The following is a 21,003-nucleotide window of genomic DNA, read 5'->3' as shown; positions in this document are numbered from 1 at the left end:
ACCCTGTGGGTCAGTGCTGGCAGGCCGGGCACCAATAAAACGGCCGGGAGGAGAGCGTGGTTTTCTCAATGAGGCTGCCGCACCGTTCGCAGGGTTTCCCGGCGCGGTGGAACACCCGGAAGCGGAACAACGCGCCGTGGCGTTTGCTCTCTTTAGCCTTGCCGCGCGTGGCATAGGAGAGGCGCGCAATGCTGAGCACCGCCTCGGCCAGCGCCTCCCGCTGTGCCTCGCTGAGATCCTGCGGTTTGTGGTGCGGGGCAAGTTGCGCCTGCCAGAGAATCTCTGCCCGCAAATAGTTGCCCAGCCCGGCGATAAACGCCTGATCCAGCAGCGTGCCCGCCAGCTGGCGGCGGCGGAACGCCGGGGACATCAGCCGCTCACGCACGATGTCCGGCGTCAGGGCCATGTCCAGCACATCCGGCCCGATGCGCGCCAGGAACGGATGGGTGTCTACCTCATCCGTGACCCACAAGGAGATGTCTGAGGCGCTCAGCAGCACCACCGCCTTGTCCGCGGTTTCCAGCCGCACGCGCGGCGAGCGCTTGCCCGCCGGTTCCTCCCCCGGTTTCACCACCCGCCAGACGCCATACAACTGGTTGTGGCTGTAGAGCGTCATGCCGTTGGAAAAGTGGGTCAGCAGCGCTTTGCCGCGGGTTTCAAAGCGGATGACGCGGCAGCCGATCAGTTCAGGTTGGTAGGGTTGCAACTGGGGAAAGGCGAACCAGACATGGGTCAGCGGCTTGCCGCCTACCGCTTTTTCAAGCTTATCGGCCGCGCGCCGGATTTCCGGGCCTTCAGGCATGGGGACTGCTCCTTCGCTATGTCATAAACAGGTCAGGCACGCGTTAACGTGCCTGCCAATGCCCTGAAGTATAGCGTAAAAGCCGTGGATCAGTGGGTTGCGCCGCCGCCCACCAGCAGGTCGCGCTCGGTGTTGAGTGCAATGGCGATCGCCAGCTCCAGCGCCGTCAGCACGGTGTTGGCCGCCATGCTCGGGCTGCCGGGATGGTGCGCCGCCTGCTCCGGCAGATAAGGGATATGGATAAACCCGCCCTTGATGCGCGGGTTGTTTTTCAGGTGCAGATGGTGCAGTAACCCGTACATCACATGGTTACAGACAAACGTCCCGGCGGTTTGCGACACCGCCGCCGGAATGCCCGCCTCGCGCAGCCCCTCAACAATCGCCTTGATCGGCAGTTGCGAGAAGTACGCCGCCGGGCCGCCCGGCACAATCGGCTCATCAATCGGCTGCTGCCCCTGATTGTCCGGGATGCGGGCATCATCGACGTTGATCGCCACCCGTTCCAGGCTGATTTCCGCCCGGCCGCCCGCCTGCCCCACCGCCAGAATCAGCCGCGGCTGGGTGTCCGCTATCGCCGCCTCGAGCGCTTCCAGCGCATGGTGGAACACGCAAGGCAGTTGGCGCGCCACGATATGCACGCGGCCCAGCTCCATATCATGCAGCCGCTTCACCACCTCCCAGGAGGGGTTGATGCGCTCACCATCAAAGGGTTCAAACCCGGTAATCAATACAGTTTGCATCGTCTCATCTCCCCGCAGGCCCTGTTTTCAGCATAGCCAGTATGCTCATAAAAACATCAAAAAATAGAGCAGGAAAATATTCACCAACAGCAGTGCCAGCCCTGTCGGGATCTGTGCCTTGATCACCGCATTGCGGTCCGGCAACTCCAGCAGCGCGGCGGGCACAATGTTGAAGTTGGCCGCCATCGGCGTCATCAGGGTGCCGCAATAGCCGGAGAACATGCCGATCGCCGCCATCACCGCCGGGTTACCGCCCTGCTGCATCACCAGAATCGGGATGCCGATCCCGGCGGTCACGATCGGGAAGGCGGCAAAGGCGTTGCCCATCACCATCGTCAACAGCGCCATGCCGGCGGCATACACCGCCACCGCCACCAGCCGGTGGTTCACCGCCAGGTACTCCTGCGTCAGGTGGGAAATGGCGCTGCCGACCCCGGCCGAGGTAAACAGCAGCCCGAGCGTCGCGAGAATTTGCGGCAGGATAAACGCCCAGCCGATGGCATCCAGCAGGCGGCGCGTCTCCTGCACCGATTGCAGCGCCGAATCCCGCGTCATCCGCAGTGCCATCAGCAGGCCGACCACGCAGCCGACCAGCATTGAGAACAGCGTGTTGAGCGTCGGCGGGCTGCCGGCACCAAACACCGTGGCCGCCAGGCCGGGGATATTGTTGAACGCCAGCACGCCCAGCACCGTCACCACCGGGATCGCCAGCGCAGGCAGGAACAGCCGGTTGCCGAGCCGCCCTGCACTTTCGGCACGCGCTTTCTCACTGCGCTGGTGGTAACTGCCGAGGCGCACCCCGCCGCACCCGGCGATCAGCGCCATCAGCACCACTACCACGCCCACCGCAATGTTCAGCGTGCGCACGCCTTCTGCCCCGCCCTGCGCGGCGGCCCACTGCCCGGCCCAGTCACCCAGCAGGAAAATCAGGCCATACAGCCCCCAGAACAGCCCGGTAAACAGGCGGCGCGGGTTGGCGCGGTCACGCAGGGACATCACGCTGACAATCAGCAGCAAGACCCCGGCCAGCACATAGAGATAGTGTTGCTGGAACATTATTGGCCTCCTTTGCGTGACAGGGCCGCGCTGTTCAGGGCGGACAGCTCACGCCGGAGCTGCCGGTCAAGCCGGTTCAGGCGGAAGGCGTGGATCAGGAACGCGCACACCGCCGTCGGGATGCCCCACAACGCAATGTGCAGCGGCTCGGTCTGGATCCCGGCGGACTCCAGCATGAAATTATGCATAAAGATGATGGCCCCAAACGCGACAAAAATATCCTCGCCAAAGAACAGGCCGACGTTGTCGGTCGCCGCTGCCATCGCCCGCAGCCGGTGGCGGGTGGCTTCCGGCAGCTCACCGTGGCGCGCGGTGGCCGCCCCTTCGGTCATCGGTGCCAGCATCGGCCGTACCATCTGCGGGTGGCCGCCGAGGCTGGTCAGCCCCAGCGCCGCCGTCAGCTCACGTGCCAGCAGGTAGACCGTCAGCAGGCGCCCGGCGGTGGCGCTGTGGATGGTGGCGATAAACGCCTGCGCCCGCTCCTTCAGCCCGTGGCGCTCCAGCAGGCCGATCACCGCCAGCGGCAGCAGCAGGATCAGCGGCAGGGTGCGGGTGCTGAGAAAGCCCGACCCGAGTTTCTCCAGGATGGCGGCCACCGGCATCTGCGCCGCCAGCCCGGTGATAATACCGGCGACAATCACCACCAGCACCGCGTTAAAGCGCAATAAAAACCCAATGACGATGGCGGCAATGCCCACCAGCGGCCATAAGTTGACAGCCTCTTGCATAGTTCCTGCTCCCAAAGCGATCAGCACCGGGCAAGGCCCGGTGCGTAACATGCCCCAAACGGGCGAAAAAGGGGAAAAATCAGGCGGCGCGGATGGCGATCTGCCGCTGCTCAAAACTGCGGCGCAGCAGGCGGGCAAACGCCAGCGCGTGGGCGCCGTCGCCGTGCACACAGACGCTGTCCGCCTGCACCGGCACCGCCTGCCCGCTGCGGCTGATGACCTCGCCCCGCTCCACCATATGCAAGGTTTGCGCCAGCGCCTGCTCGTCACTCTCGATTAACGCATCCGGCTCACTGCGCGGCACCAGCGTGCCGTCATCCTGGTAGCGGCGGTCAGCAAACACTTCCTGGCGGGTTTGCAGCCCCAGCCGCTGGCCGGCGCGGATAAGCTCACTGCCCGCCAGCCCGACCAGCCGCAACGTGCCGTCCACCGCCAGGACGGCGCGGGCAATGGCATCCGCCAGCGCCGGGTCTTTCGCCGCCTGGTTGTAGAGCATCCCGTGCGGCTTCACATGCACCAGCGTGCCGCCCTCGGCACGGGCGATCGCCGCCAGTGCGCCGATCTGGTAGAGCACCTGCGCGTAGACCGTTTCCGGCGGCAGTTGCATCGCCGTGCGGCCGAAGTTTTCACGATCCGGGAAGCTGGGGTGTGCACCGATAGCGACGCCGAACTCACGCGCCCAGCGCACCGATTGCACCATGGTTTGCGCGTCCCCGGCGTGGAAACCGCAGGCGATATTGGCGGAGCTTACCAGTTGCAGCAGTTCACGATCGTTGGCGCAGCCCTCACCCAAATCCGCATTCAAATCAACGGCCATATAACCCCCGTGCCACTTGTTGCAGGAACCGGTCCTGATCGGCCTTGACCTGATGGGCCTCTTCCAGCGTGCATTTCACAAAATGGATCGGCTCGCCGAGCCGGATTTGCGCCAGGTGATAGAGATCCGCCTCGATGACGCAGGCGATCCGCGGGTAGCCGCCGGTGGTCTGCGCATCCGCCAGCAGCACGATCGGCTGGCCGTTGCCCGGCACCTGCACCACGCCCGGCAGCAAGCCGTGCGACAGCATGTCGCGGTCGGTGGTGCGTTCCAGCGCGTGGCCGTGCAGGCGGTAGCCCATACGGTTACTCTGCGGGCTGAGCTGCCAGGCAGTGCGCCAGAATGACTCGCGCGAAGCCGGGCTGAACTCCTGATACTCCGGCCCCGGCAGGGCGCGGATGCGGTTACTGAACAGCAGTTGTTTGATGCCGGTGGCGCGCTGCGGCAGGTTCTGCGGTTCGCCCAGCGGCAGCAGATCGCCCTCCTGCAAACGCCGCCCGTGGAAGCCGCCAATCCCGGCTTTCAGGTCAGTGCTGCGGGAGCCGAGCACCTCCGGCACATTGATGCCGCCGGAAATCGCCAGATAGCTGCGCATACCGCGTCTCGGCATCCCGAGCACCAGCCGCTGCCCCGGTTTGACCGGGTAACGCCAGCCGGTCCAGAGTTTCTGTCCGTCCAGTTCGGCGTCACAGCCGGCACCGGTCAGCGCTATCCAGCCGTCACGCAGGAATTCAGCGGTGAACTGCCCAAGGGTGATTTCGATCCCGGCGCTGTCGGGCGCGTTGCCCACCAGCATGTTCGCCAGTTGCAGCGCCGGTTGGTCCAGCGCGCCGGTCTGGCTGATGCCGAGGGCGCGGAAGCCGTGGCGGCCCAAATCCTGGACGGCGGCATACATCCCGGCACGGATAATTTTCAGCATACGCCCTCCTGTTGCGGCACAAAGCGCACGTTGTCACCGGGGCGCAGCAGGGTCGGCGGCATCTGGTCAGGCATAAACAGCGCCTGCGGCGTCAGGCCAATCAGTTGCCAGCCGCCGGGCGAGGCCAGCGGGTAGATGCCGGTCTGCGCCCCGGCAATGCCGACGGAACCGGCCGGCACCAGCAGGCGCGGCTCGCCGCGGCGCGGGGTCGCCAGGTGCTCCGGCATCCCGCCGAAATAGGAGAAGCCCGGCAGGAAGCCGAGGAAATAGACCACATAGTGGGCGGAAGCGTGGGCCTCAACCACCTGTTGCGGGGTCAGGCCGGTATGGCGCGCCACCACCTCCAGATCGGGGCCGTGGGTGCCGCCGTAGATCACCGGGATGTCGATGTCCCGCGCGTCGGGCACCAGCGCCTCGCTCTCTTCCCACCAGCGTTGCAGCCGCTCAATGGCATCCAGCGCCACCGTCTGCGGCTCGGCCAGAAAAATAGTGAGGTTATTCATGCCCGGCACCGCCTCGCGGACATCATCCCGGCCCCGTAACCGCTCCGCCAGCCCCCAGATCCGCTGCTGGCTTTGCAGCGTCACCGGCGGCTCCAGCTCGAGAACGACCGCGCGCTCCCCTAACAGATAACAACGTGCTCGCTGCACTTCCCGCCCCTTAGATAAAGAATAATTATCAATTAAACCCGCATCGTTATGCAGGAAAGCAGGGGGCGCTGTCAACCATCCGCCCCTTACCCTGTCGCCGCACCTGCTAGTATCAATAGCATAAGGTTGCCTGTTCTGCGCCGGTGAAGCAGCGCAGGGCCAGCCCACCGGCCGGCTTTTTTTACATGGATAAGGGAGATAGCGTGAAAAAAACCCTGAGTGTCTTTTTTCCCCTCTACACCACCACCCTGCTGATGCTGCTCGGCTCCGGCCTGCTGACCACTTACGTCTCCCTGCGGCTCACGGCCGTGCAGGTCAGCGGCGCATTGATTGGTGCCATCATCGCAGCCCACTACATTGGGCTGGTGATCGGCGGGAAGGTCGGCCATATGCTGATCGCCCGTGTCGGCCACATCCGCGCCTATGTCTCCTGTTCCGGCATCATCACCGCCGCGGTGCTCGGCCACGGCCTGACGGACATCATCCCGCTGTGGGTGGCGCTGCGGCTGGTTATTGGCCTGTGCATGATGTGCCAGTACATGGTGCTGGAGAGCTGGCTTAACGATCAGGCGGCCGCTGAGCAGCGCGGCACGGTATTCGGGTTTTATATGGCGGCCTCTTACCTCGGCATGGCCCTCGGCCAGGTGGTGCTGATGTTGCAGGATGGGCTGGGGATAAGCACGCTGCTGATTATCGCGCTCTGTTTTGCGCTGTGTCTGGTGCCGATTGCATTGACCACCCGCACCCACGCCGGGCACATGTCACCGGCACCGATGGAGCTGAAATTTTTCATCGGCGCGATCCCAAAAATCCTGGCGATTACCCTGGTGATTGGCATGGTGGTCGGCGCGTTTTACGGCATGGCACCGGTCTATACCAGCCAGCTGGATCTGTCGACCCGCCAGACCGGGCTGTTTATGGCGCTGGCGATTTTTGCCGGGCTGGTGGCGCAATTCCCGCTGAGCTGGCTCTCTGACCGCTACAACCGCACCCGGCTGATGCGCCTGTGCGCCCTGCTGCTGGCGGTGGCGGCGCTGCCGCTGGCAGTGTTGCCGCACCTGCCGTTCCCGCTGCTGCTGGCCATCGGTTTTGCGGTGAGCCTGATGCAGTTTTCGCTGTATCCGCTGGTGGTGGCGCTGGCCAATGACCTGATCGCGCCGGAGCGGCGGGTGTCGCTGTCTGCCTGTTTGCTGATGGCGTTTGGCGTGGGGGCCTGTGTGGGGCCGCTGCTGGTGGGCGCGCTGATGCAGCCGCTGGGGGCGAATAGCCTTTACGCCTTCTTTGCGGTATGCGCCGCCGGGATCGCCGCCCTGACGCGCACCCCGAAAGCCGCCGGGGAACCGGCGCAGGCGCAGGATGCCCCGGTGCCGCACACCGCCATGCCGGACAGCCTGACCAGTTCACCCCTCTCACCGGCGCTGAACCCGGCATTTGATGAGCAGCTGATTCAGGAAACGATGCCGGCCCCGGCTTCCGTGAATGATGACCCGTTAACGGCCGGTGAGGAGGAGAACGCGTTTCCGCCGCAGGGCGCGGACCCGGAGAGCGATACCGGCCTGCAACGGGCGTTTATTTTGCTGGAGGATGACGCCCCCCCAGGCGGGGCGGCGGAAGAGGACACGGCGCGGAAAAAAACCGGCTGAGCCGGGTTACGCCGGGTTATCAATATCAATAAAGGTGACGTCCAGCCCGTGCTCAGCGGCCAGCCACTCACCGAGGGCGCGCACGCCGCCGCGTTCGGTGGCGTGGTGCCCGGCGGCAAAGAAGTGCAGCCCCATTTCGCGGGCGATGTGGATGGTCTGCTCCGACACTTCCCCACTGATAAAGGCATCAACGCCGAACTCGGCCGCCTGCTGGATGAAGCCCTGCCCGCCGCCGCTGCACCAGGCCACGCGTTTGATGGTTTCCGGCGCGCCGATGTCGCTGTGCAGCACGCTGCGGCCGAGTTGCTGCTCAATCCGTTGGCGCAGCGCCTCGCCGGTGAGCGGGGTCGCCAGCTCGCCGAACGGCACCAGCGGCATCACCTCGCCCTGCACCTCAATGCCGAACGCCTGCGCCAGTTGCGCGTTGTTGCCCAGCTCCGGGTGGGCGTCCAGCGGCAGGTGGTAGCCATAGAGGTTGATGTCATGGGTCAGCAGGGTTTTCAGCCGGTTACGCTTCATGCCGCGCACCGCCACCGGCTCGTTTTTCCAGAAATAGCCGTGGTGAACCACAATCGCATCCGCCTGATGCGCCACGGCGGCATCCAGCAGTGCCTGGCTGGCGGTGACGCCGGTCACGATACGCCGCACCTCGTCGCGCCCCTCGACCTGCAACCCGTTGGGCGCGTAATCTTTGAAGTCGTTGACGTTAAGTTTCTGGTTAATCAGGCGTTCAAGCTCGGTATTGCGCATGGTGTGTTCTCTTAATCGGTAAGTCAGGCTCACAGGGTAATGTGTTCGCCCTGTTGCATAAAGATGAAGTTAACGCCGAGGCGGTTACCGGCCTCAAGCTGTTGTTTCACCTCGGCCGGGACATCTTTGCCCGCCTGTAATGAGGGTTTGATGTGGGTGACCAGCACCGGCAGGCCGCGCAGCGCCTGATCGCCGCCGCTCAGGGCGGCGAGTTTGTCCAGTTCGCCGAGCAGCAGGGCCGGGGTCAGGTGGCCGAACAGCCGGTTGGCCGGCTGGTCGTTGGCGTAGGAACTTTCAATCAGGATGCCCTTCAGCTGATGCGCCTGCACCAGCGGCGCCAGCACCTGCCAGGCGGCCTGCAGGTGTCTGGATTTCTCATTGGCATCGCTGCCGGTATCGCCGAAATAGGCAAACGCCTCATCACCGCGGCTCACCAGCAACATCGATGAGGCGCTGCTGTCATGGCTCAGCGGGGTGATCACGCCGCTGAGGCCGGTGTCACCCAGCGTGACGCGCTGCCCCAGCGGCGGCGTATTGATGCGGTACGTGCCGAGCCGGGTGCCGTTGCCGCTGTCACTGAAATTGGGCCAGCTTTTCCAGTTGAAATAGTGGGTGCGCAGGGTGTTGGCGGTGTCGGCGGTGGTGTAGATCGGTTTGCGGCTGTCGTCCGGCGCGGCCAGCAACAGCCCGGCGAGGTGGTCAAGGTGGCCGTGGCTGAGGAAATAGGCCCCAATCAGCTCGCGCAGCACGTAGCCCTGCGGCGTCAGCGGCGCGGCCTTCTCCGGCGTGGCCTGCGGGAAGCTGCCTTTCGCCAGCGCCTGGGCGATGCCCGGCAGCAGCGTGCCGGCATCCAGCGCCAGATAGCGGCTGTTTTCGCCGTTTTTGATCAGATAGGCGCTGAGGTTGCCCTCTTCCAGCCCGCCGCGCACCCCCAGCGCCACGATGTCAAAGTCAGCGGCGGCCGCCGCTGACCAGAGCGCCAGCAGCGCCGCCATTACCCGTATGCTTCTGCCCATTGCGTGCTCCGTGCTGATTAATAAGGGTCGTCAGCCTCCTGGGCGCGGGCGTGGCGCCGGGCATCCTCAAACGCCTCCAGCGTCTCCCGCCGTGCGGTGGCGTGGTCAACCTGTGGTGCCGGATAGTCTAGCACGCGCCGCTGCTGTTCGGCCCAGCGATGCGGGTGGTGAATGGCACTGTCCGGCACGGCGGCCAGCTCCGGCAGCCAGCGGCGGATAAAGTCGCCCTGCTTGTCGTAACGCTCGCCCTGGGTGGTCGGGTTGAAGATGCGGAAATAGGGTGTGGCGTCAGTGCCGGTGGAGGCCGCCCACTGCCAGCCGCCGTTATTCGCCGCGTAGTCGCCGTCGATCAGTTGCGTCATGAAATAGCGTTCGCCTTCGCGCCAGTCAATGCGCAGATCTTTCACCAGGTAGCTGGCGGTGATCATCCGCAGCCGGTTGTGCATCCAGCCGGTCTGGTTCATCTGCCGCATCGCCGCGTCCACAATCGGGTAACCGGTGCGCCCCTGTTTCCACGCCTCGAACGCCTCACCCGGCGCACGCCACGGCACAAAGCGCGTCCAGCGGATAAACGGCTGGTGCTTGCAGAGCATCGGCCAGGCCACCAGCAGATGGCGGTAAAAATCGCGCCAGACCAGCTCATTCAGCCAGCCAAAGGCGCCGCTGTCGCGCCGCTCCAGCAGCCCAGGGCACTCTGCCTGCAGGCGGTTGAAACACTGGCGCGGCGAGAGCGCGCCGATCGCCAGATACGGGGAGAGCTGGCTGGTGCCGCTGAGGGCGGGCAGATCGCGTTGGCGCACGTAGTCCGGCACCTGTTCACGGCAGAAGGCGCGCAACCGCGCCAGCGCCGCCTCTTCGCCCGCCGGAAAGTGCGCCTCATCCACCGCCTGTTGCGGGTAGTCAAACGGTGCCAGCCGGTGCCGGGTGACGTGGCCCTGATCGCGCGGGCGCGGCGCAGGCAGTGAACGGGTGTCGGAGGCCGTCAGGCGGCGCAGAAAGGCATTACGGAACGGCGTGTAAACCTTGTACATCTCACCGCTGCCGGTGGTCACGCTGCCCGGCGGCAGCAACAGGCTGTCATCAAACGCCCGGCAGTGCACCTGCCCGGCCAGCGCCTGCTCCAGCGCCGCATCACGCTGTTGCTCATTCAGTTCATACTGGCGGTTATAGAACAGCTGGTCGATGCGCTGCTCACGGCAGAACGCCACCAGCCAGGCGTTGGCGGCGGCGAAATCCTCACACTGGTGGTAACAGAGTTCGATGCCTTTGGCCGCCAGCGCAGCCTGCAGATGGTGGAGGGTCTGGTAAATAAAGGTGGCCTGACGCGGGGCCATGTTGTGTGCGGCCCACTGGCCGGGGGTGGCGATAAACAGCGCCAGCACACGTGCTGACGGATCTTCGCAGGCGGCGTGCAGCGCCCGGTTATCAATGGTACGCAGATCGTTCCTGAACCAGACCAGATGGGTGGCCATAAAAAATCCTGTGAATCATGAAAACAGGGGCGGCACGGTGGCCGCCCCAGACAGTGGCTGTTGCTCAGGGCACGCTTAGTGGCCGTAGCGCAGGCAAAGTGCTTCGGGGTAAGGCTCGAAGTAGCGCTGCTGTTGCAGGTAGTCGTCGGGGAATTCCGCCATGTAGTGCTTGAGCAGCGTGATCGGTGCCAGCAGCGGCTGCACGCCCTGCCGGTAACGGTCGATCAGCTGGGTCAGTTCCTGGCGTTGCGACGGGTTGAGCTGTTTGCGGAAGTAGCCCTGCACATGCATCAGCACGTTGGTGTGGTTGCGGCGCGTCGCTTTGTGGGACATCAGCGCCATCAGGCGGCTGCGGTACTCAATGGCGAACGCATCCAGCGACTCCCACTGATCCATCGCGGCGACAAAGCGCCCCAGCTCGCGGTACTCCGGCTGGGAGTGCGCCAGCAGCGAGAGTTTATAGCGGCTGTGGAACGCCATCAGCCCGCCGCGCGTCAGCCCCTGCTTCCACAGCGCATTGAGTTCATACAGCGTAAACACCCGCTCGACGAAGTTCTCCCGCAGCATCGGGTCATGCAGGCGGCCATCTTCCTCGACCGGCAACCACGGGTAACGTTTCATCAGTTCGGCGGTATAGAGGCCGACGCCGCTTTTACGCGCGTCTTTGCCGTTGGCGCTGTACACACGCACCCGCTCCATGCCGCAACTGGGCGATTTGGCGCAGACGATATACCCGCACAGGTGGCCGAGCGAGCTGACGCGCTCCGCCGACCAGCGCTGCATGGCGTCAGTAACGTCCACCGAGGCGTCATTGCTGTAACGCATCGCGATGCGTTCATCCGTTTTGACCAGCCGCAGCGCCGGGCGCGGCGTCGGCAGGCCGATGGCCATTTCCGGGCAGATTGGCTCAAAACGCACGTAAGGGGCTAATTGTTCGACGGCAAACCCGAACCGCTTATGCCCACCATCAAAACGGACATTCTCGCCTAACAGGCAGGCGCTGATTCCAATGGGAATTTTTTCACTCACGGCAACTCCCGGATGTTGTTGATGATGAATTAAGTGTAGAAGACGGGCACCCAAACCGCGTACCCAGGGAGAAGTAATTTATACAAATAGAGAAATTTGTACAGGTTAGCGCGCAAAAAATTATCAGGCGAAGGGGTTTGCCGGTCAGCCGCCGCTGGGGCGGCGGCCGTTATTGATAGGAGAGCGTGAATACACCGGTAGCCTGGAAAGGCCCGGCTTTGCGTGCTTTACCGTCTGCCCGCAACTCTGCCGTATAATTGAGTTTTACCGTGCCGGCCATCTCCAAGCCATTGATGACAGACGAGGAGTTGAGGTCATTCGGGCGCAGCGTGTTGTTGTTAACATCACGGATTTGCACCCCGAGGCCCTCCGCATAGCCAGGCTGCCCCATCCACGCGTTAGCCATCATGTTGCCATCCTCACTGGCAAACAGCGTGGTGAGTTTGGCGGTCACGCTGTTCACCAGTGAGCAGCCACTCAGGGTGATGCTGAACGGTTTTACCGGTACGCGCCCGCCCCCGAGGTCGTTGATATTGACGTCACCAAAATCCACCGTGCTGTTGCTGACATCTGCCACCGCGCTGGTACAGGTGGGCGCGGAGATAGGGATGGCGAAACTGCCTTTTTCGATATTGAGTGTGATGACAGGTTGTCCACTAGTATCCCCCAGGCGATAATCGCCCAGCTTGGTGGTGTATAGGGGCTGCACCCGGCTTATCCCATTATTGCCCCGGTAATCGGCATCCTGATAGATGTCGATGTAGACACGCCACTTCTCTCCATCCAGCTTGCCGTTCTCGCTATCCATTTCGCCCGGCATATATACCACGGTTTTCCATTCGCTTTGGGGCGGCAAGTAACCATCCACTTCTGAGGTGGTGTTGGGCATCATATGCACGTTGTAAACAATGCCGGGAATATTGGTTTTAAATTGCACGCCATCGACGCCGGGTAACCCTTTGACGTCCTGAAGATTAGAGCGGGCGTGTAAATTCTGCCCGTCAGGCCCAGTGCTACATCCGGATACAATGCCGTCGCCGTCATACGCCAGCATATTTTTTCTTAGCAATTTCGGCTCCGTGACAGTGCCGGTTATTGGCAACGGTGTGATTGTTCCGGTAAGCAAAACAAAAGTGCCCGATGATTTGAAATTGCACTCCCGCCCCGCCCACGCCGCCGCTGGCAGCAGCGGCAACAGTGCCATCACACAGGCCCGGTAGGTAAACCGCTTCATCTTGTTTTCCTTTTAGTCATAGGTCACATCCACCCGCACCCGGCTGGTGACCAGGCCACTGGTGGCCGGCCCTGTGCCCTGATAACGCACCGTGAACGGGTAATCCTTGAGCAGGTTGCCGTCAGCCGGGAACACCACGTCCGAACTGCCGTCAGCGTTCAACACATTGGTGCCGTGCTCGCGGGAGAAGATCACGATGCCCACCCCCTGTGCGCCGCCGTCAGCAGGTGGGATTTCATTCAGAAACACCTGGTTTTGCACCGGCAGCGCATAGGGGCTGAAAGCAAAGTGCAGGCCGGTGGCGGCGGCGCCCCCGGCATTTTCCATGCAGTCGGTCACCGTGATATGAAACGCTTCCCCGCCGGTATTGTCAGTGGGGCTGACCCGCGGGTTGCCGTCGCCGTCCACCAGTGCCGCACGATGGATGACCGGCAGCCGCATGTAACCCTCATTGTCCAGGCTTATCGTGCAGGTGTTATCGCGTATCTGGGCGGTAATGGTCAGATCCGTGCTGTTCCCGTCGCCGGCAAAGGCGCCGGAAACGTTAAGGGTGACCAACAGCACCAGCCGGCATACAGAAAAGAGAGGTCGTTTCACGTCATGGCTCACTATGCTGGTTAGCGTGAATTATTCATACGTCACGGCAAAGGTGAGAGGGATGGTGGTATCCCCTGCGGTCACATTGTTAATTGAGCGCTGATAGGCGATCACCATACGGGCGTTCATGTCCACTGAGGCACCGCCGCTGGTGATGCTCACGTTTTGCGGCGGCGGGTTGCTGCACACCAACGCGGTGCCGTTGTCCGCTTCGCCTTTCCACAGCTCAACCGCAACCGCCGTCGCTGTACCGGTACCGGTGAACGACGGGCCATCGGCGCTCGGGCCGGAGCAGCCGGAACCCGCACTTTTCGTCGCGCTATAGTTCGCTTTCACCACACCGCTGCAATTGCTGAAGACCAGCTTGAACGGCTCCACCCGGCTTTTGTTCACCAGATCAGATTTATAGACATTGCCGAAGTTAAGCTCGTTGATGACGGTGCCTGCGCCGTTCTGGATTTGCGCGGCGCAGGTGCCGGCCTCAATCACGGATTCAAAGGTCATTGTGACGCTGTCGGTGCCTGCCAGGGCGGGCGCGGCGATACCCAGGCAGAAGATCCCTGCGCTGACGGTCATGCTGATGTTTTTCATAGTCTCTCCCGTGACATTATTCATAAGTAAACGCAAAGGTCGCCAGCGCGCTGAATTGGCCGGTCGTCGCCATGTTGGCCTGCGTTTCCGTCAGGCGGGCGGTGAGGTTCACCTTTTTGTCCTGCTTAATTTCCGTCTCCGTCCAGACCAGGCGCTCCGCATCCGTGGTGGAGTTAATTTTGAACGGTTTGTCCGGGGCGCTGGTGCGGGCGATGCTCACGCCGATAAATTGCGCGCCGCCATCCCCCTGCGCGATGTTGTTTTTAATGCCGGTCGGGATCTCACTGACTGACCCGTTTACCGAGGTTTTCAGTTTTTGCAGGCTGCCGGGGCATTCCACAATATCCAGCGAGAAGGCCGCCGTCGTCGTCACTTGATCGCCCGCGATCAGTTTATCCAGCCCTACTTTGCCGCCAACACCGATTTTCAGGGTATTGTTCTGCCCATCACCGGTGCCGCCGGTCACTTTCATGGTACAGGTGGTCTCTACAATGTTGGCTTTGAACACTATCGGCACATCCTGAGCCTGTGCCAGGCCACCGGTAAACAGCAGCGCCAGGGGCACTGCCCGGCACGCCATGCTTAGTTTCTTCATTCTCATCCTTCCTTTTTGCTGGTTTTTCATTTCACTACGTTCTAATAGCCAGAGGGTGACGTCGCTGTCAGGGGGGACCTCCTGTCTCCATCACTGTTTGGCGTCTGCGACGCGGCCCGCCTCCATCACACAGGGCTGCTCGCCAAGGGAGAGGCTGCCCGCCAGCACCGGCGCTTCCGGTGTGATGCGGTAGTCCACCCGGCAGCGCTGGTCTGCCCCGCTGCCCCAGGCCACCTGCAATACGCCGCTGTCCGGGATGCCGCGCACAAAGGCTTGCCCCGCCTGCCCGACCACGCCCACCGAGCGGCCGTCAAGCAGCACGTCTGCCGCCAGAGGGATAAAGCCCTGGTCGCTGCGTGTCAGGGACAGCAGCACCGAGCGTTCGTCATCGGTTTCAAAGTTGACTTTCACCACCGCCCCACCCGCCGGGATGGCCAGGGTGCTGGTGTTTTTGATCTCCACATCCTGCGTCAGAGTGCCGATGTCCAGTGCCACCGTGTTTTCGCGGTAGGCCGTCAGGCCGGTGTTCACCGCGTAACCGTCGCTATTGATGCGCCCCATTGAGGCCACGCCCGCCCCTTCTGCACCTTTGGCATACACCAGCGCCAGGGTTTCGCTGTCACTGATGCTGTTCGGGGCCAGCGTGATGCCGTCACCGTGCAGCAGCAGGCCGCCGCTGTAGCTCAGGGAGTACTGGCGGTCCGCCTCATCCGACACGGACACCGAGGCGCTGACCGGGCCATAGGCACTGTTGTAAGTGCCGTACCCGCTGAGATCCGCCAGGGACTGCTCATCAGTGCGGTTGTAACTGGTGCTGATGCTGTAGTTGACGCGGTCATCCTCACTGCTGCCGTTAGCCGACACGCTGGTATTGCTGTTGCCGTCACTGTCGACGTTCATGCCCATATTCAGGTTGGAGAATCCGCCCGGTGCTTTGCGGCTCTGGGTAAAGTTTTCCAGCGGCAGCGTCAGGTTGAGGTAGATGCTGTCATCTTTGACGCCCAGTTCATCGTAGGTGCGCTGCACAGAGAGGCTGTAGCTGCCCCAGCGGAAGCTGTTGCTGTAACCGGCAGAGAACTGCGAGGTCGGTTCATCTTTCGCGCCCCAGTAATCCTCCCAACTGCCGGTGAGGTAGAGCGAGCCGTAATCGCTGTCATTGATGCGTACCGGCTGGCTGATGTTGAGCTGGACCTGGTTTTTCATCCGCTGGTACTGGTTGTAGTCCCCCTCATCATCACTGCCGCCATGCAGCGAGGCGGCGTCAGCGAGGGTCATGTAGTGCTCGGTGGAGAAGCGGTAGGCGGCAAAGTTAAACGAGGTGTCGGTGCTGCTGAGGGTTTTGTTGTACGACAGGCGGTAGCTCTGCCCCTGTAACATCTCGTCGGCCACTTCCGGGTCATTCAGGTAGGAGTGGGTCACGTCAAAGGCGATCGCCCCGAAACGGGTGTTCATCGCCACCCCCAGCAGGCCGGAGACGTAGCCGATGTCCAGGTACTCCACCCCGGCATAGCCGGTAAAGGTGTTGTTGAAGCCGTAGTAGCCGTTGGCAGCCATGACCCACGGGCGCGTGGTCAGGTCGCCCTCATTGTACTGGCCGAGGCCGACATCCCAGCGGGAGGCCCCCGGCCGCAGCATCTGGGTCACGGAGGCATAAGGGATTGAGAAGCTGTTTTTGCTGCCGTCCGCCTCTTCAACCGTCACGTCCAGATCCTGCCCGTAACTCACGGTGGAGAGGTCAGTCAGTTCAAAGGCACCGGGCGGCACCGTGGTTTCATACACCTTGTTGCCGTCCTGCATGACGGTGACTTTGGCGTTGGTCCGAGCCACGCCGCGCACCACCGGGGTAAAGCTGGAGAGGCCGCGCGGCTGCATACGGTCATCGTTGTAAAGGCGGATGCCGCGCAGGTTCACCGAGTCGAAGGTGTCGCCGCGGGTGTAGGAATCACCCACCAGAAATTGTGCCTTCAGGCTGGGGATGTCCCGTTGCAGGTAGATGTCGTGGCTGTCGTAGTCGGTGCCGCTGTCACTGTCCCAGTCCAGATTGCCCCTGGCCCGGAAACGCCACGCGCCGAGGTTGCCGCCGAAACGCAACCCGGCATAGGCAGATTCACTGCGGTCATGGTCATTGACGCTCTGGTAACCATTCAGGTCATAGGAGAGCATCGCGGCCGGGATGCCGTAATCCCACAGGGCCGGGTCAACATAGCCTGCCGGTTGTTGCAGCACGTAAACCTGCGGCAGGCTGACGTCCAGCACCTGAGCGGAGGGGTCGTAATTCAGCTGTGCCGTGCTGTAGTAGCGGTTCAGGTCCAGGCAGCGCTGCTCCAGCGGTTCGGCGCTTTTTTCCGCCTCCAGTGCCGGCAATAATTCTTCCGTTTTGATGCCCAGTTGCATCAGTTGGCGCAGGGTCAGGCAGGGTGTCGCCACCGGCGTGCCGTTCTCAAGGAAGGTCACGTCGCCGTTGACTTTAGGCACGCCGTTCAGCTGAATCGTCACCGGATAGGTACCGGGCAACACGGGGTTTCCGCGCGCGAAACGCCCCAGTTCGATCGGTGAACCGGTGCTGAAAAGAAACTGCTCATTGAATTCAATGTCGGCTGCGGCATAACTGTGCCTGGCACCTATCAGGCAAGCCACCCAGACACCGGCAGATAAGAGGCGAGAGAATTGTTTTGCTGACACAGTGACACCCGTCCTTGCCTGAAAGATCCCCTGTTAGACAGGGCGTTACAGTTGGCTTTCGTACTGATTTAACCCACCGAAGTCATTGATGGTGTTGAATTTCACGACACCTTTTCCGGGAGCAGGCGACCCTTTTACCGTGGCGCTGAGGCTGGAGAACGGCGCAATCTGCGACAGCTCAAGCGGGTATGTCTTGCCGTTCTGCACAAATTCACCGCTGTGCAACACCACGTAGTAAGGGGAGTCATTGCGGATGGTCGCTTTTGCCTTGCCGCCGCTGTTTTCCAGCGACCACTTGAGGCTTTCAGCCGCCGCGGCCGCAGACCCTTTCAGCCCTTCAGGGCGGAAAAAGAGCTTAATGCGGGTACGGAAGGCGAGTTGCAGCAGGCTCTGTTTCTCGTCCGCGCTGGGTTTCGGCGGCACTTCCAGCACGTTGAACCAGTAGAGTGTTTCCCTGTCCTGCGCGACCGGCTGGCCCAAGTAGGTGATGCGCACCGTCTGCCCTTTGCCCGGATCAAGGCGCGACACCGGCGGGGTAACGACAAACGGCAGTTTCAGCGCCTGCGGGTTGGCGTCTTCGCGGCCGTCATCCAGCCAGACCTGCGCCAGCAGCGGGTTGACGCCCTTATTGGTCAGGTTGACCGTGACATTTTTTGCCGGTTGGGCATACACAACCCGGGTGCTGGATAAGACGATATCGGCCTGCGCGCTGTAGCTTGCCGTCAGGGCAACCGCAAACAGTGCGGCGGCGGCGGCCGGGGTGGGAGTAAAAGAAAACATAAGTGTCCTGTAAATGAATAATGAACATCCCCGCCGCCCGGCAGGCGGCGGGGCCAACCGGTTATGGTTTATTCATAACTCATGGTGAAGGTGGTGTTGCTGCTCACCTTCCCGGCGACGATGTCGTTCGTGGTTTCGTTGTAGTCTGCGCTCGGCACGTAAGAGACCATAAAGGCCAGCGAGCCCTCGCCTGAGGAAATATCCGCAACCTGGGTGGCGTTCATGTCACCAATTTTGATCTGGGATTGATCGGCAGATGTGTTGTTAAACAACGCCAGGCTGACGTTCTGCGCCGCGCCTGCTACCGTTGGGTCTGGTTTCAGCGTGCCGTTAGACAGCTCGGCGAATTGCTGAGAGGTGAAGGTGACACTGGCTTTTTCATAGGCACCCGCCGGGCATTCGGTGAGTTTCAATTCAAACTCTTTGGCACCCACGCCGCGCGTGTCCAGCGAGGCGCCTTTCACGTCTGCCTTTTGCACCACCGGCAGGCTGATGGTGACATTATTCGCTTCAACGCCGTTATTGGTGGTGATTTTGCAGGTGGTATCCGTGACAGCGCCGTCAAAGGTGATAAGCCCTACGGCATTATCCGCGTAGGCAGAGGAAGCGCCGAAAGCCAGTGCCAGTGCAGAGACTGCAAGCATATGTTTTTTCATTTTCATGTCCGTTTAAAAAATGGGATAAGCGAATTCGGGGGAAATACTTAAGGTTCGGAGGAAAGAACCTTAAACTTCAGGAAAAAACCTTAAGATTTGGGAAAAAATCTTAGGAAAATTTCCCAATTCCGGCCTCATTATCCTTTTAAAGGGCACATGAACAATCGGCCATTAATAAATAATCAATTAACTATTATTTAATAGTTAATTTCCCCTGCTAATTATGAAAAATATAATCAGCAAAGATTGAATCCATTCCTTTTTATTTATTCATTACTCAACAAACCTATTACCCCTTGCCTTACCCCCTCACCGGACAGCAAGTATTTTTACTTTTTTTTTACACCCCGCCCTCCGCTTTTTTCAGCTTCTTTGCCCCGCGCGCTTTACGCTGCCCTTCGTCCCACATTGGAAAAAATTCCCTTTTTTTACAGGAGAGAAACATGAGTTTCGGCGTAATCGCGGGTGCAGTACTGGTGCTGTTGCTGCTGGCCTACCTGATCTATGCCCTGCTCCGGGCGGAGGCATTTTGATGACCGCTCAGGGCGCAGGATTGATTGCCGGTTTTATGCTGGTGCTGTTGTTGCTGGCGCGTCCGCTCGGCAGCGGGCTGGCACGGCTGATTGAAGGTACGCCGCGGCCGGGGTGGCAACACCTGGAAAACGGCGTGTGGCGGCTGGCCGGTATCCGGCCGGAGGAGATGAACTGGGTACAGTACCTGCTGGCGCTGCTCGGCTTTAACCTGCTGGGGCTGGTGCTGCTGCTGGCGCTGCTGCTCGGGCAGGGGGCGCTGCCGCTGAACCCGCAACAGTTGCCGGGGCTGCCGTGGGATCTGGCGCTGAACACCGCCGTCAGCTTTGTCACCAATACCAACTGGCAGGCGTACAGCGGCGAAAGCACGCTGAGCTACTTCAGCCAGATGGCCGGGCTGGGGGTGCAGAACTTTCTGTCCGCTGCCACCGGCATCGCCGTGGCGTTCGCGCTGATCCGGGCCTTTGCCCGTCCCGCTGCCGCCACGCTCGGCAATGCGTGGGTTGACCTCACGCGCATCACCCTTTACGTGCTGCTGCCGCTCTCATTGCTGATGGCGCTGTTCCTGGTGAGCCAGGGAGTATTGCAGAACCTCGCGCCTTACCAGCATGTCGCGACGCTGGAGGGCGGTGCGCAACTGCTGCCGATGGGGCCGGTGGCCTCGCAGGAAGCGATCAAAATGCTCGGCACCAACGGCGGCGGCTTCTTTGGGGCCAACTCTGCCCACCCGTTTGAGAACCCGACCGCGCTGAGCAACCTGGTGCAGATGCTGGCGATTTTCCTGATCCCGTGCGCGCTCTGTTTCGCCTTTGGCGAAGCAGTGGGCGACCGCCGCCAGGGCAACGCGCTGGTGTGGGCGATGTCGCTGATTTTCGTGGTCTGCGTGATCGTGGTGATGTATGCCGAACTGGCCGGTAACCCGCACTTTACCGCGCTGGGCGCGGACAGCACCGCCAATATGGAGGGCAAAGAGACGCGCTTCGGCATTCTCGCCTCGTCACTGTTTGCGGTGGTGACCACCGCCGCCTCGTGTGGGGCGGTCAATGCGATGCATGACTCCTTTACCGCGCTGGGCGGGCTGGTGCCGATGTGGCTGATGCAGATTGGCGAGGTGGTGTTCGGCGGCGTCGGCTCCGGCCTCTACGGCATGCTGCTGTTTGTGCTGCTGACGGTGTTTATCGCCGGGCTGATGATTGGCCGTACGCCGGAGTACCTCGGCAAGAAGATCGACGTGCGCGAGATGAAAATGACCGCGCTGGCGATTCTGGTCACCCCGGCGCTGGTGCTGCTCGGCACCGCGCTGGCGCTGGTTACCGAAAGCGGCCGGGCGGGCATCCTGAACCCCGGCGCGCACGGCTTCAGTGAAGTGCTCTACGCCCTGTCGTCGGCTGCCAATAACAACGGCAGCGCCTTTGCCGGGCTGAGCGTCAACACGCCGTTCTATAACCTGTTGCTGGCGGTGGCGATGTTCCTTGGCCGCTTCGGCGTGATCCTGCCGGTGATGGCGATTGCCGGGTCACTGGTGGCGAAAAAACGCCAGCCTGCCGGGCCGGGTACGCTGCCCACCGCCGGGCCGCTGTTTATCGGCCTGCTGGTCGGCACTGTGCTGCTGGTCGGCGCCCTGACCTTTATCCCTGCCCTGGCGCTTGGCCCGGTGGCGGAACACCTGCTTATGATAACGGCCCCGCTGCACGCGGCGGCTCACTGAGAACGGC

21 protein-coding genes are annotated in these 21,003 nt (G+C 62.0%); 3 read left to right on the top strand and 18 right to left on the bottom strand.

What is annotated here, in order from left to right; all coding sequences use genetic code 11:
• Positions 1-10 precede the first annotated feature (10 nt).
• The 7 genes from nei to pxpB all read right to left on the bottom strand — a co-directional run bounded on the left by nei (position 11) and on the right by pxpB (position 5,712).
• Positions 11-802 (bottom strand): endonuclease VIII, encoded by a 792-nt coding sequence (gene nei / locus JK232_RS05970; protein WP_212588929.1) that lies wholly within the window; start codon positions 800-802, stop codon positions 11-13.
• Between the two features lie 89 nt (positions 803-891).
• On the bottom strand, positions 892-1,542 hold the full coding sequence (pcp, locus tag JK232_RS05965) for a pyroglutamyl-peptidase I (RefSeq protein WP_072926234.1): 651 nt from the start codon (positions 1,540-1,542) through the stop codon (positions 892-894).
• A 45-nt stretch (positions 1,543-1,587) separates the two neighbouring features.
• The gene (locus tag JK232_RS05960; protein ID WP_212588936.1) at positions 1,588-2,601 is read right to left on the bottom strand and encodes a DUF979 domain-containing protein; all 1,014 of its coding nucleotides are present in this window, start codon (positions 2,599-2,601) and stop codon (positions 1,588-1,590) included.
• Positions 2,598-3,326 (bottom strand): DUF969 domain-containing protein, encoded by a 729-nt coding sequence (locus tag JK232_RS05955; RefSeq protein ID WP_101827845.1) that lies wholly within the window; start codon positions 3,324-3,326, stop codon positions 2,598-2,600. The genes JK232_RS05960 and JK232_RS05955 overlap by 4 nt, the downstream gene beginning before the upstream one ends.
• 79 nt (positions 3,327-3,405) lie before the next feature.
• Positions 3,406-4,143 carry a 5-oxoprolinase subunit PxpA gene (gene pxpA, locus JK232_RS05950; protein ID WP_072926239.1) on the bottom strand — a complete coding sequence of 246 codons (738 nt, stop codon included), beginning with the start codon at positions 4,141-4,143 and terminating at the stop codon, positions 3,406-3,408.
• Positions 4,133-5,062: a 5-oxoprolinase subunit PxpC gene (pxpC, locus tag JK232_RS05945; RefSeq protein WP_072926241.1), complete on the bottom strand. Its 930-nt coding sequence runs from the start codon at positions 5,060-5,062 to the stop codon at positions 4,133-4,135. Before pxpC ends, pxpA begins: the two co-directional genes overlap by 11 nt.
• Positions 5,056-5,712: a 5-oxoprolinase subunit PxpB gene (gene pxpB, locus JK232_RS05940; protein WP_101857595.1), complete on the bottom strand. Its 657-nt coding sequence runs from the start codon at positions 5,710-5,712 to the stop codon at positions 5,056-5,058. The genes pxpC and pxpB overlap by 7 nt, the downstream gene beginning before the upstream one ends.
• 203 nt (positions 5,713-5,915) lie before the next feature.
• On the opposite strand from pxpB, the gene JK232_RS05935 reads away from it, so the two are divergent.
• On the top strand, positions 5,916-7,355 hold the full coding sequence (locus tag JK232_RS05935; RefSeq protein ID WP_101834205.1) for an MFS transporter: 1,440 nt from the start codon (positions 5,916-5,918) through the stop codon (positions 7,353-7,355).
• 6 nt (positions 7,356-7,361) lie between these two features.
• Here JK232_RS05935 and JK232_RS05930 read toward each other — a convergent pair whose 3' ends face one another.
• The 11 genes from JK232_RS05930 to JK232_RS05880 form a co-directional block, all read right to left on the bottom strand.
• A complete protein-coding gene (locus tag JK232_RS05930) occupies positions 7,362-8,105 on the bottom strand; it encodes a type 2 GTP cyclohydrolase I (RefSeq protein WP_101834207.1) in 744 nt (247 codons plus the stop codon).
• A 29-nt stretch (positions 8,106-8,134) separates the two neighbouring features.
• The gene (locus tag JK232_RS05925) at positions 8,135-9,121 is read right to left on the bottom strand and encodes an MBL fold metallo-hydrolase (RefSeq protein WP_072926247.1); all 987 of its coding nucleotides are present in this window, start codon (positions 9,119-9,121) and stop codon (positions 8,135-8,137) included.
• 17 nt (positions 9,122-9,138) lie between these two features.
• Positions 9,139-10,593, bottom strand: a complete 1,455-nt coding sequence (gene phrB, locus JK232_RS05920) for a deoxyribodipyrimidine photo-lyase (RefSeq protein WP_212588928.1) — start codon at positions 10,591-10,593, stop codon at positions 9,139-9,141.
• Between the two features lie 75 nt (positions 10,594-10,668).
• Positions 10,669-11,622 carry a YbgA family protein gene (locus JK232_RS05915; protein WP_072926250.1) on the bottom strand — a complete coding sequence of 318 codons (954 nt, stop codon included), beginning with the start codon at positions 11,620-11,622 and terminating at the stop codon, positions 10,669-10,671.
• Positions 11,623-11,791: 169 nt separating this feature from the next.
• Positions 11,792-12,691, bottom strand: coding sequence for a fimbrial protein (locus JK232_RS05910; protein WP_212588927.1), 900 nt, complete (start codon positions 12,689-12,691; stop codon positions 11,792-11,794).
• A 177-nt stretch (positions 12,692-12,868) separates the two neighbouring features.
• The gene (locus tag JK232_RS05905; protein WP_165698443.1) at positions 12,869-13,453 is read right to left on the bottom strand and encodes a fimbrial-like protein; all 585 of its coding nucleotides are present in this window, start codon (positions 13,451-13,453) and stop codon (positions 12,869-12,871) included.
• 30 nt (positions 13,454-13,483) lie between these two features.
• Entirely contained in the window at positions 13,484-14,044 is a 561-nt protein-coding gene (locus JK232_RS05900; RefSeq protein ID WP_072926259.1) for a fimbrial protein, read from the bottom strand.
• A gap of 16 nt (positions 14,045-14,060) precedes the next feature.
• Complete coding sequence (locus JK232_RS05895; RefSeq protein WP_101857590.1) at positions 14,061-14,639, bottom strand: fimbrial protein; 579 nt, start codon at positions 14,637-14,639, stop codon at positions 14,061-14,063.
• Positions 14,640-14,729: 90 nt separating this feature from the next.
• Positions 14,730-17,276: an outer membrane usher protein gene (locus JK232_RS05890; protein ID WP_072926263.1), complete on the bottom strand. Its 2,547-nt coding sequence runs from the start codon at positions 17,274-17,276 to the stop codon at positions 14,730-14,732.
• A 90-nt stretch (positions 17,277-17,366) separates the two neighbouring features.
• On the bottom strand, positions 17,367-18,101 hold the full coding sequence (locus JK232_RS05885) for a fimbrial chaperone (protein ID WP_101834214.1): 735 nt from the start codon (positions 18,099-18,101) through the stop codon (positions 17,367-17,369).
• Positions 18,102-18,169: 68 nt separating this feature from the next.
• Positions 18,170-18,763, bottom strand: coding sequence for a fimbrial protein (locus JK232_RS05880; RefSeq protein WP_476739371.1), 594 nt, complete (start codon positions 18,761-18,763; stop codon positions 18,170-18,172).
• A 437-nt stretch (positions 18,764-19,200) separates the two neighbouring features.
• Between JK232_RS05880 and kdpF the strand changes: the two genes are divergently transcribed.
• Positions 19,201-19,290, top strand: a complete 90-nt coding sequence (kdpF, locus tag JK232_RS05875; RefSeq protein WP_079205155.1) for a K(+)-transporting ATPase subunit F — start codon at positions 19,201-19,203, stop codon at positions 19,288-19,290.
• On the top strand, positions 19,290-20,996 hold the full coding sequence (kdpA, locus tag JK232_RS05870; RefSeq protein ID WP_072926269.1) for a potassium-transporting ATPase subunit KdpA: 1,707 nt from the start codon (positions 19,290-19,292) through the stop codon (positions 20,994-20,996). Before kdpF ends, kdpA begins: the two co-directional genes overlap by 1 nt.
• Positions 20,997-21,003 lie beyond the last annotated feature (7 nt).

The organism is Nissabacter archeti (genome assembly GCF_018257325.1).
In the GTDB taxonomy this organism is placed as follows: Bacteria; Pseudomonadota; Gammaproteobacteria; order Enterobacterales; family Enterobacteriaceae; genus Chimaeribacter; species Chimaeribacter arupi.
Note: the sequence above shows the minus strand (reverse complement) of the source record. Positions and strands in the feature narration are given on the sequence as shown.

Excerpts from the sequence above, each read along its gene's own strand:
- nei (WP_212588929.1), bottom strand. The coding sequence starts at position 802 with ATGCCTGAAGGCCCGGAAATCCGGCGCGCGGCCGATAAGCTTGAAAAA.
- pcp (WP_072926234.1), bottom strand. The coding sequence starts at position 1,542 with ATGCAAACTGTATTGATTACCGGGTTTGAACCCTTTGATGGTGAGCGC.
- JK232_RS05955 (WP_101827845.1), bottom strand. The coding sequence starts at position 3,326 with ATGCAAGAGGCTGTCAACTTATGGCCGCTGGTGGGCATTGCCGCCATC.
- pxpA (WP_072926239.1), bottom strand. The coding sequence starts at position 4,143 with ATGGCCGTTGATTTGAATGCGGATTTGGGTGAGGGCTGCGCCAACGAT.
- pxpC (WP_072926241.1), bottom strand. The coding sequence starts at position 5,062 with ATGCTGAAAATTATCCGTGCCGGGATGTATGCCGCCGTCCAGGATTTG.
- JK232_RS05930 (WP_101834207.1), bottom strand. The coding sequence starts at position 8,105 with ATGCGCAATACCGAGCTTGAACGCCTGATTAACCAGAAACTTAACGTC.
- JK232_RS05925 (WP_072926247.1), bottom strand. The coding sequence starts at position 9,121 with ATGGGCAGAAGCATACGGGTAATGGCGGCGCTGCTGGCGCTCTGGTCA.
- phrB (WP_212588928.1), bottom strand. The coding sequence starts at position 10,593 with ATGGCCACCCATCTGGTCTGGTTCAGGAACGATCTGCGTACCATTGAT.
- JK232_RS05900 (WP_072926259.1), bottom strand. The coding sequence starts at position 14,044 with ATGAAAAACATCAGCATGACCGTCAGCGCAGGGATCTTCTGCCTGGGT.
- JK232_RS05895 (WP_101857590.1), bottom strand. The coding sequence starts at position 14,639 with ATGAAGAAACTAAGCATGGCGTGCCGGGCAGTGCCCCTGGCGCTGCTG.
- JK232_RS05885 (WP_101834214.1), bottom strand. The coding sequence starts at position 18,101 with ATGTTTTCTTTTACTCCCACCCCGGCCGCCGCCGCCGCACTGTTTGCG.
- JK232_RS05880 (WP_476739371.1), bottom strand. The coding sequence starts at position 18,763 with ATGAAAATGAAAAAACATATGCTTGCAGTCTCTGCACTGGCACTGGCT.
- kdpF (WP_079205155.1), top strand. The coding sequence starts at position 19,201 with ATGAGTTTCGGCGTAATCGCGGGTGCAGTACTGGTGCTGTTGCTGCTG.
- kdpA (WP_072926269.1), top strand. The coding sequence starts at position 19,290 with ATGACCGCTCAGGGCGCAGGATTGATTGCCGGTTTTATGCTGGTGCTG.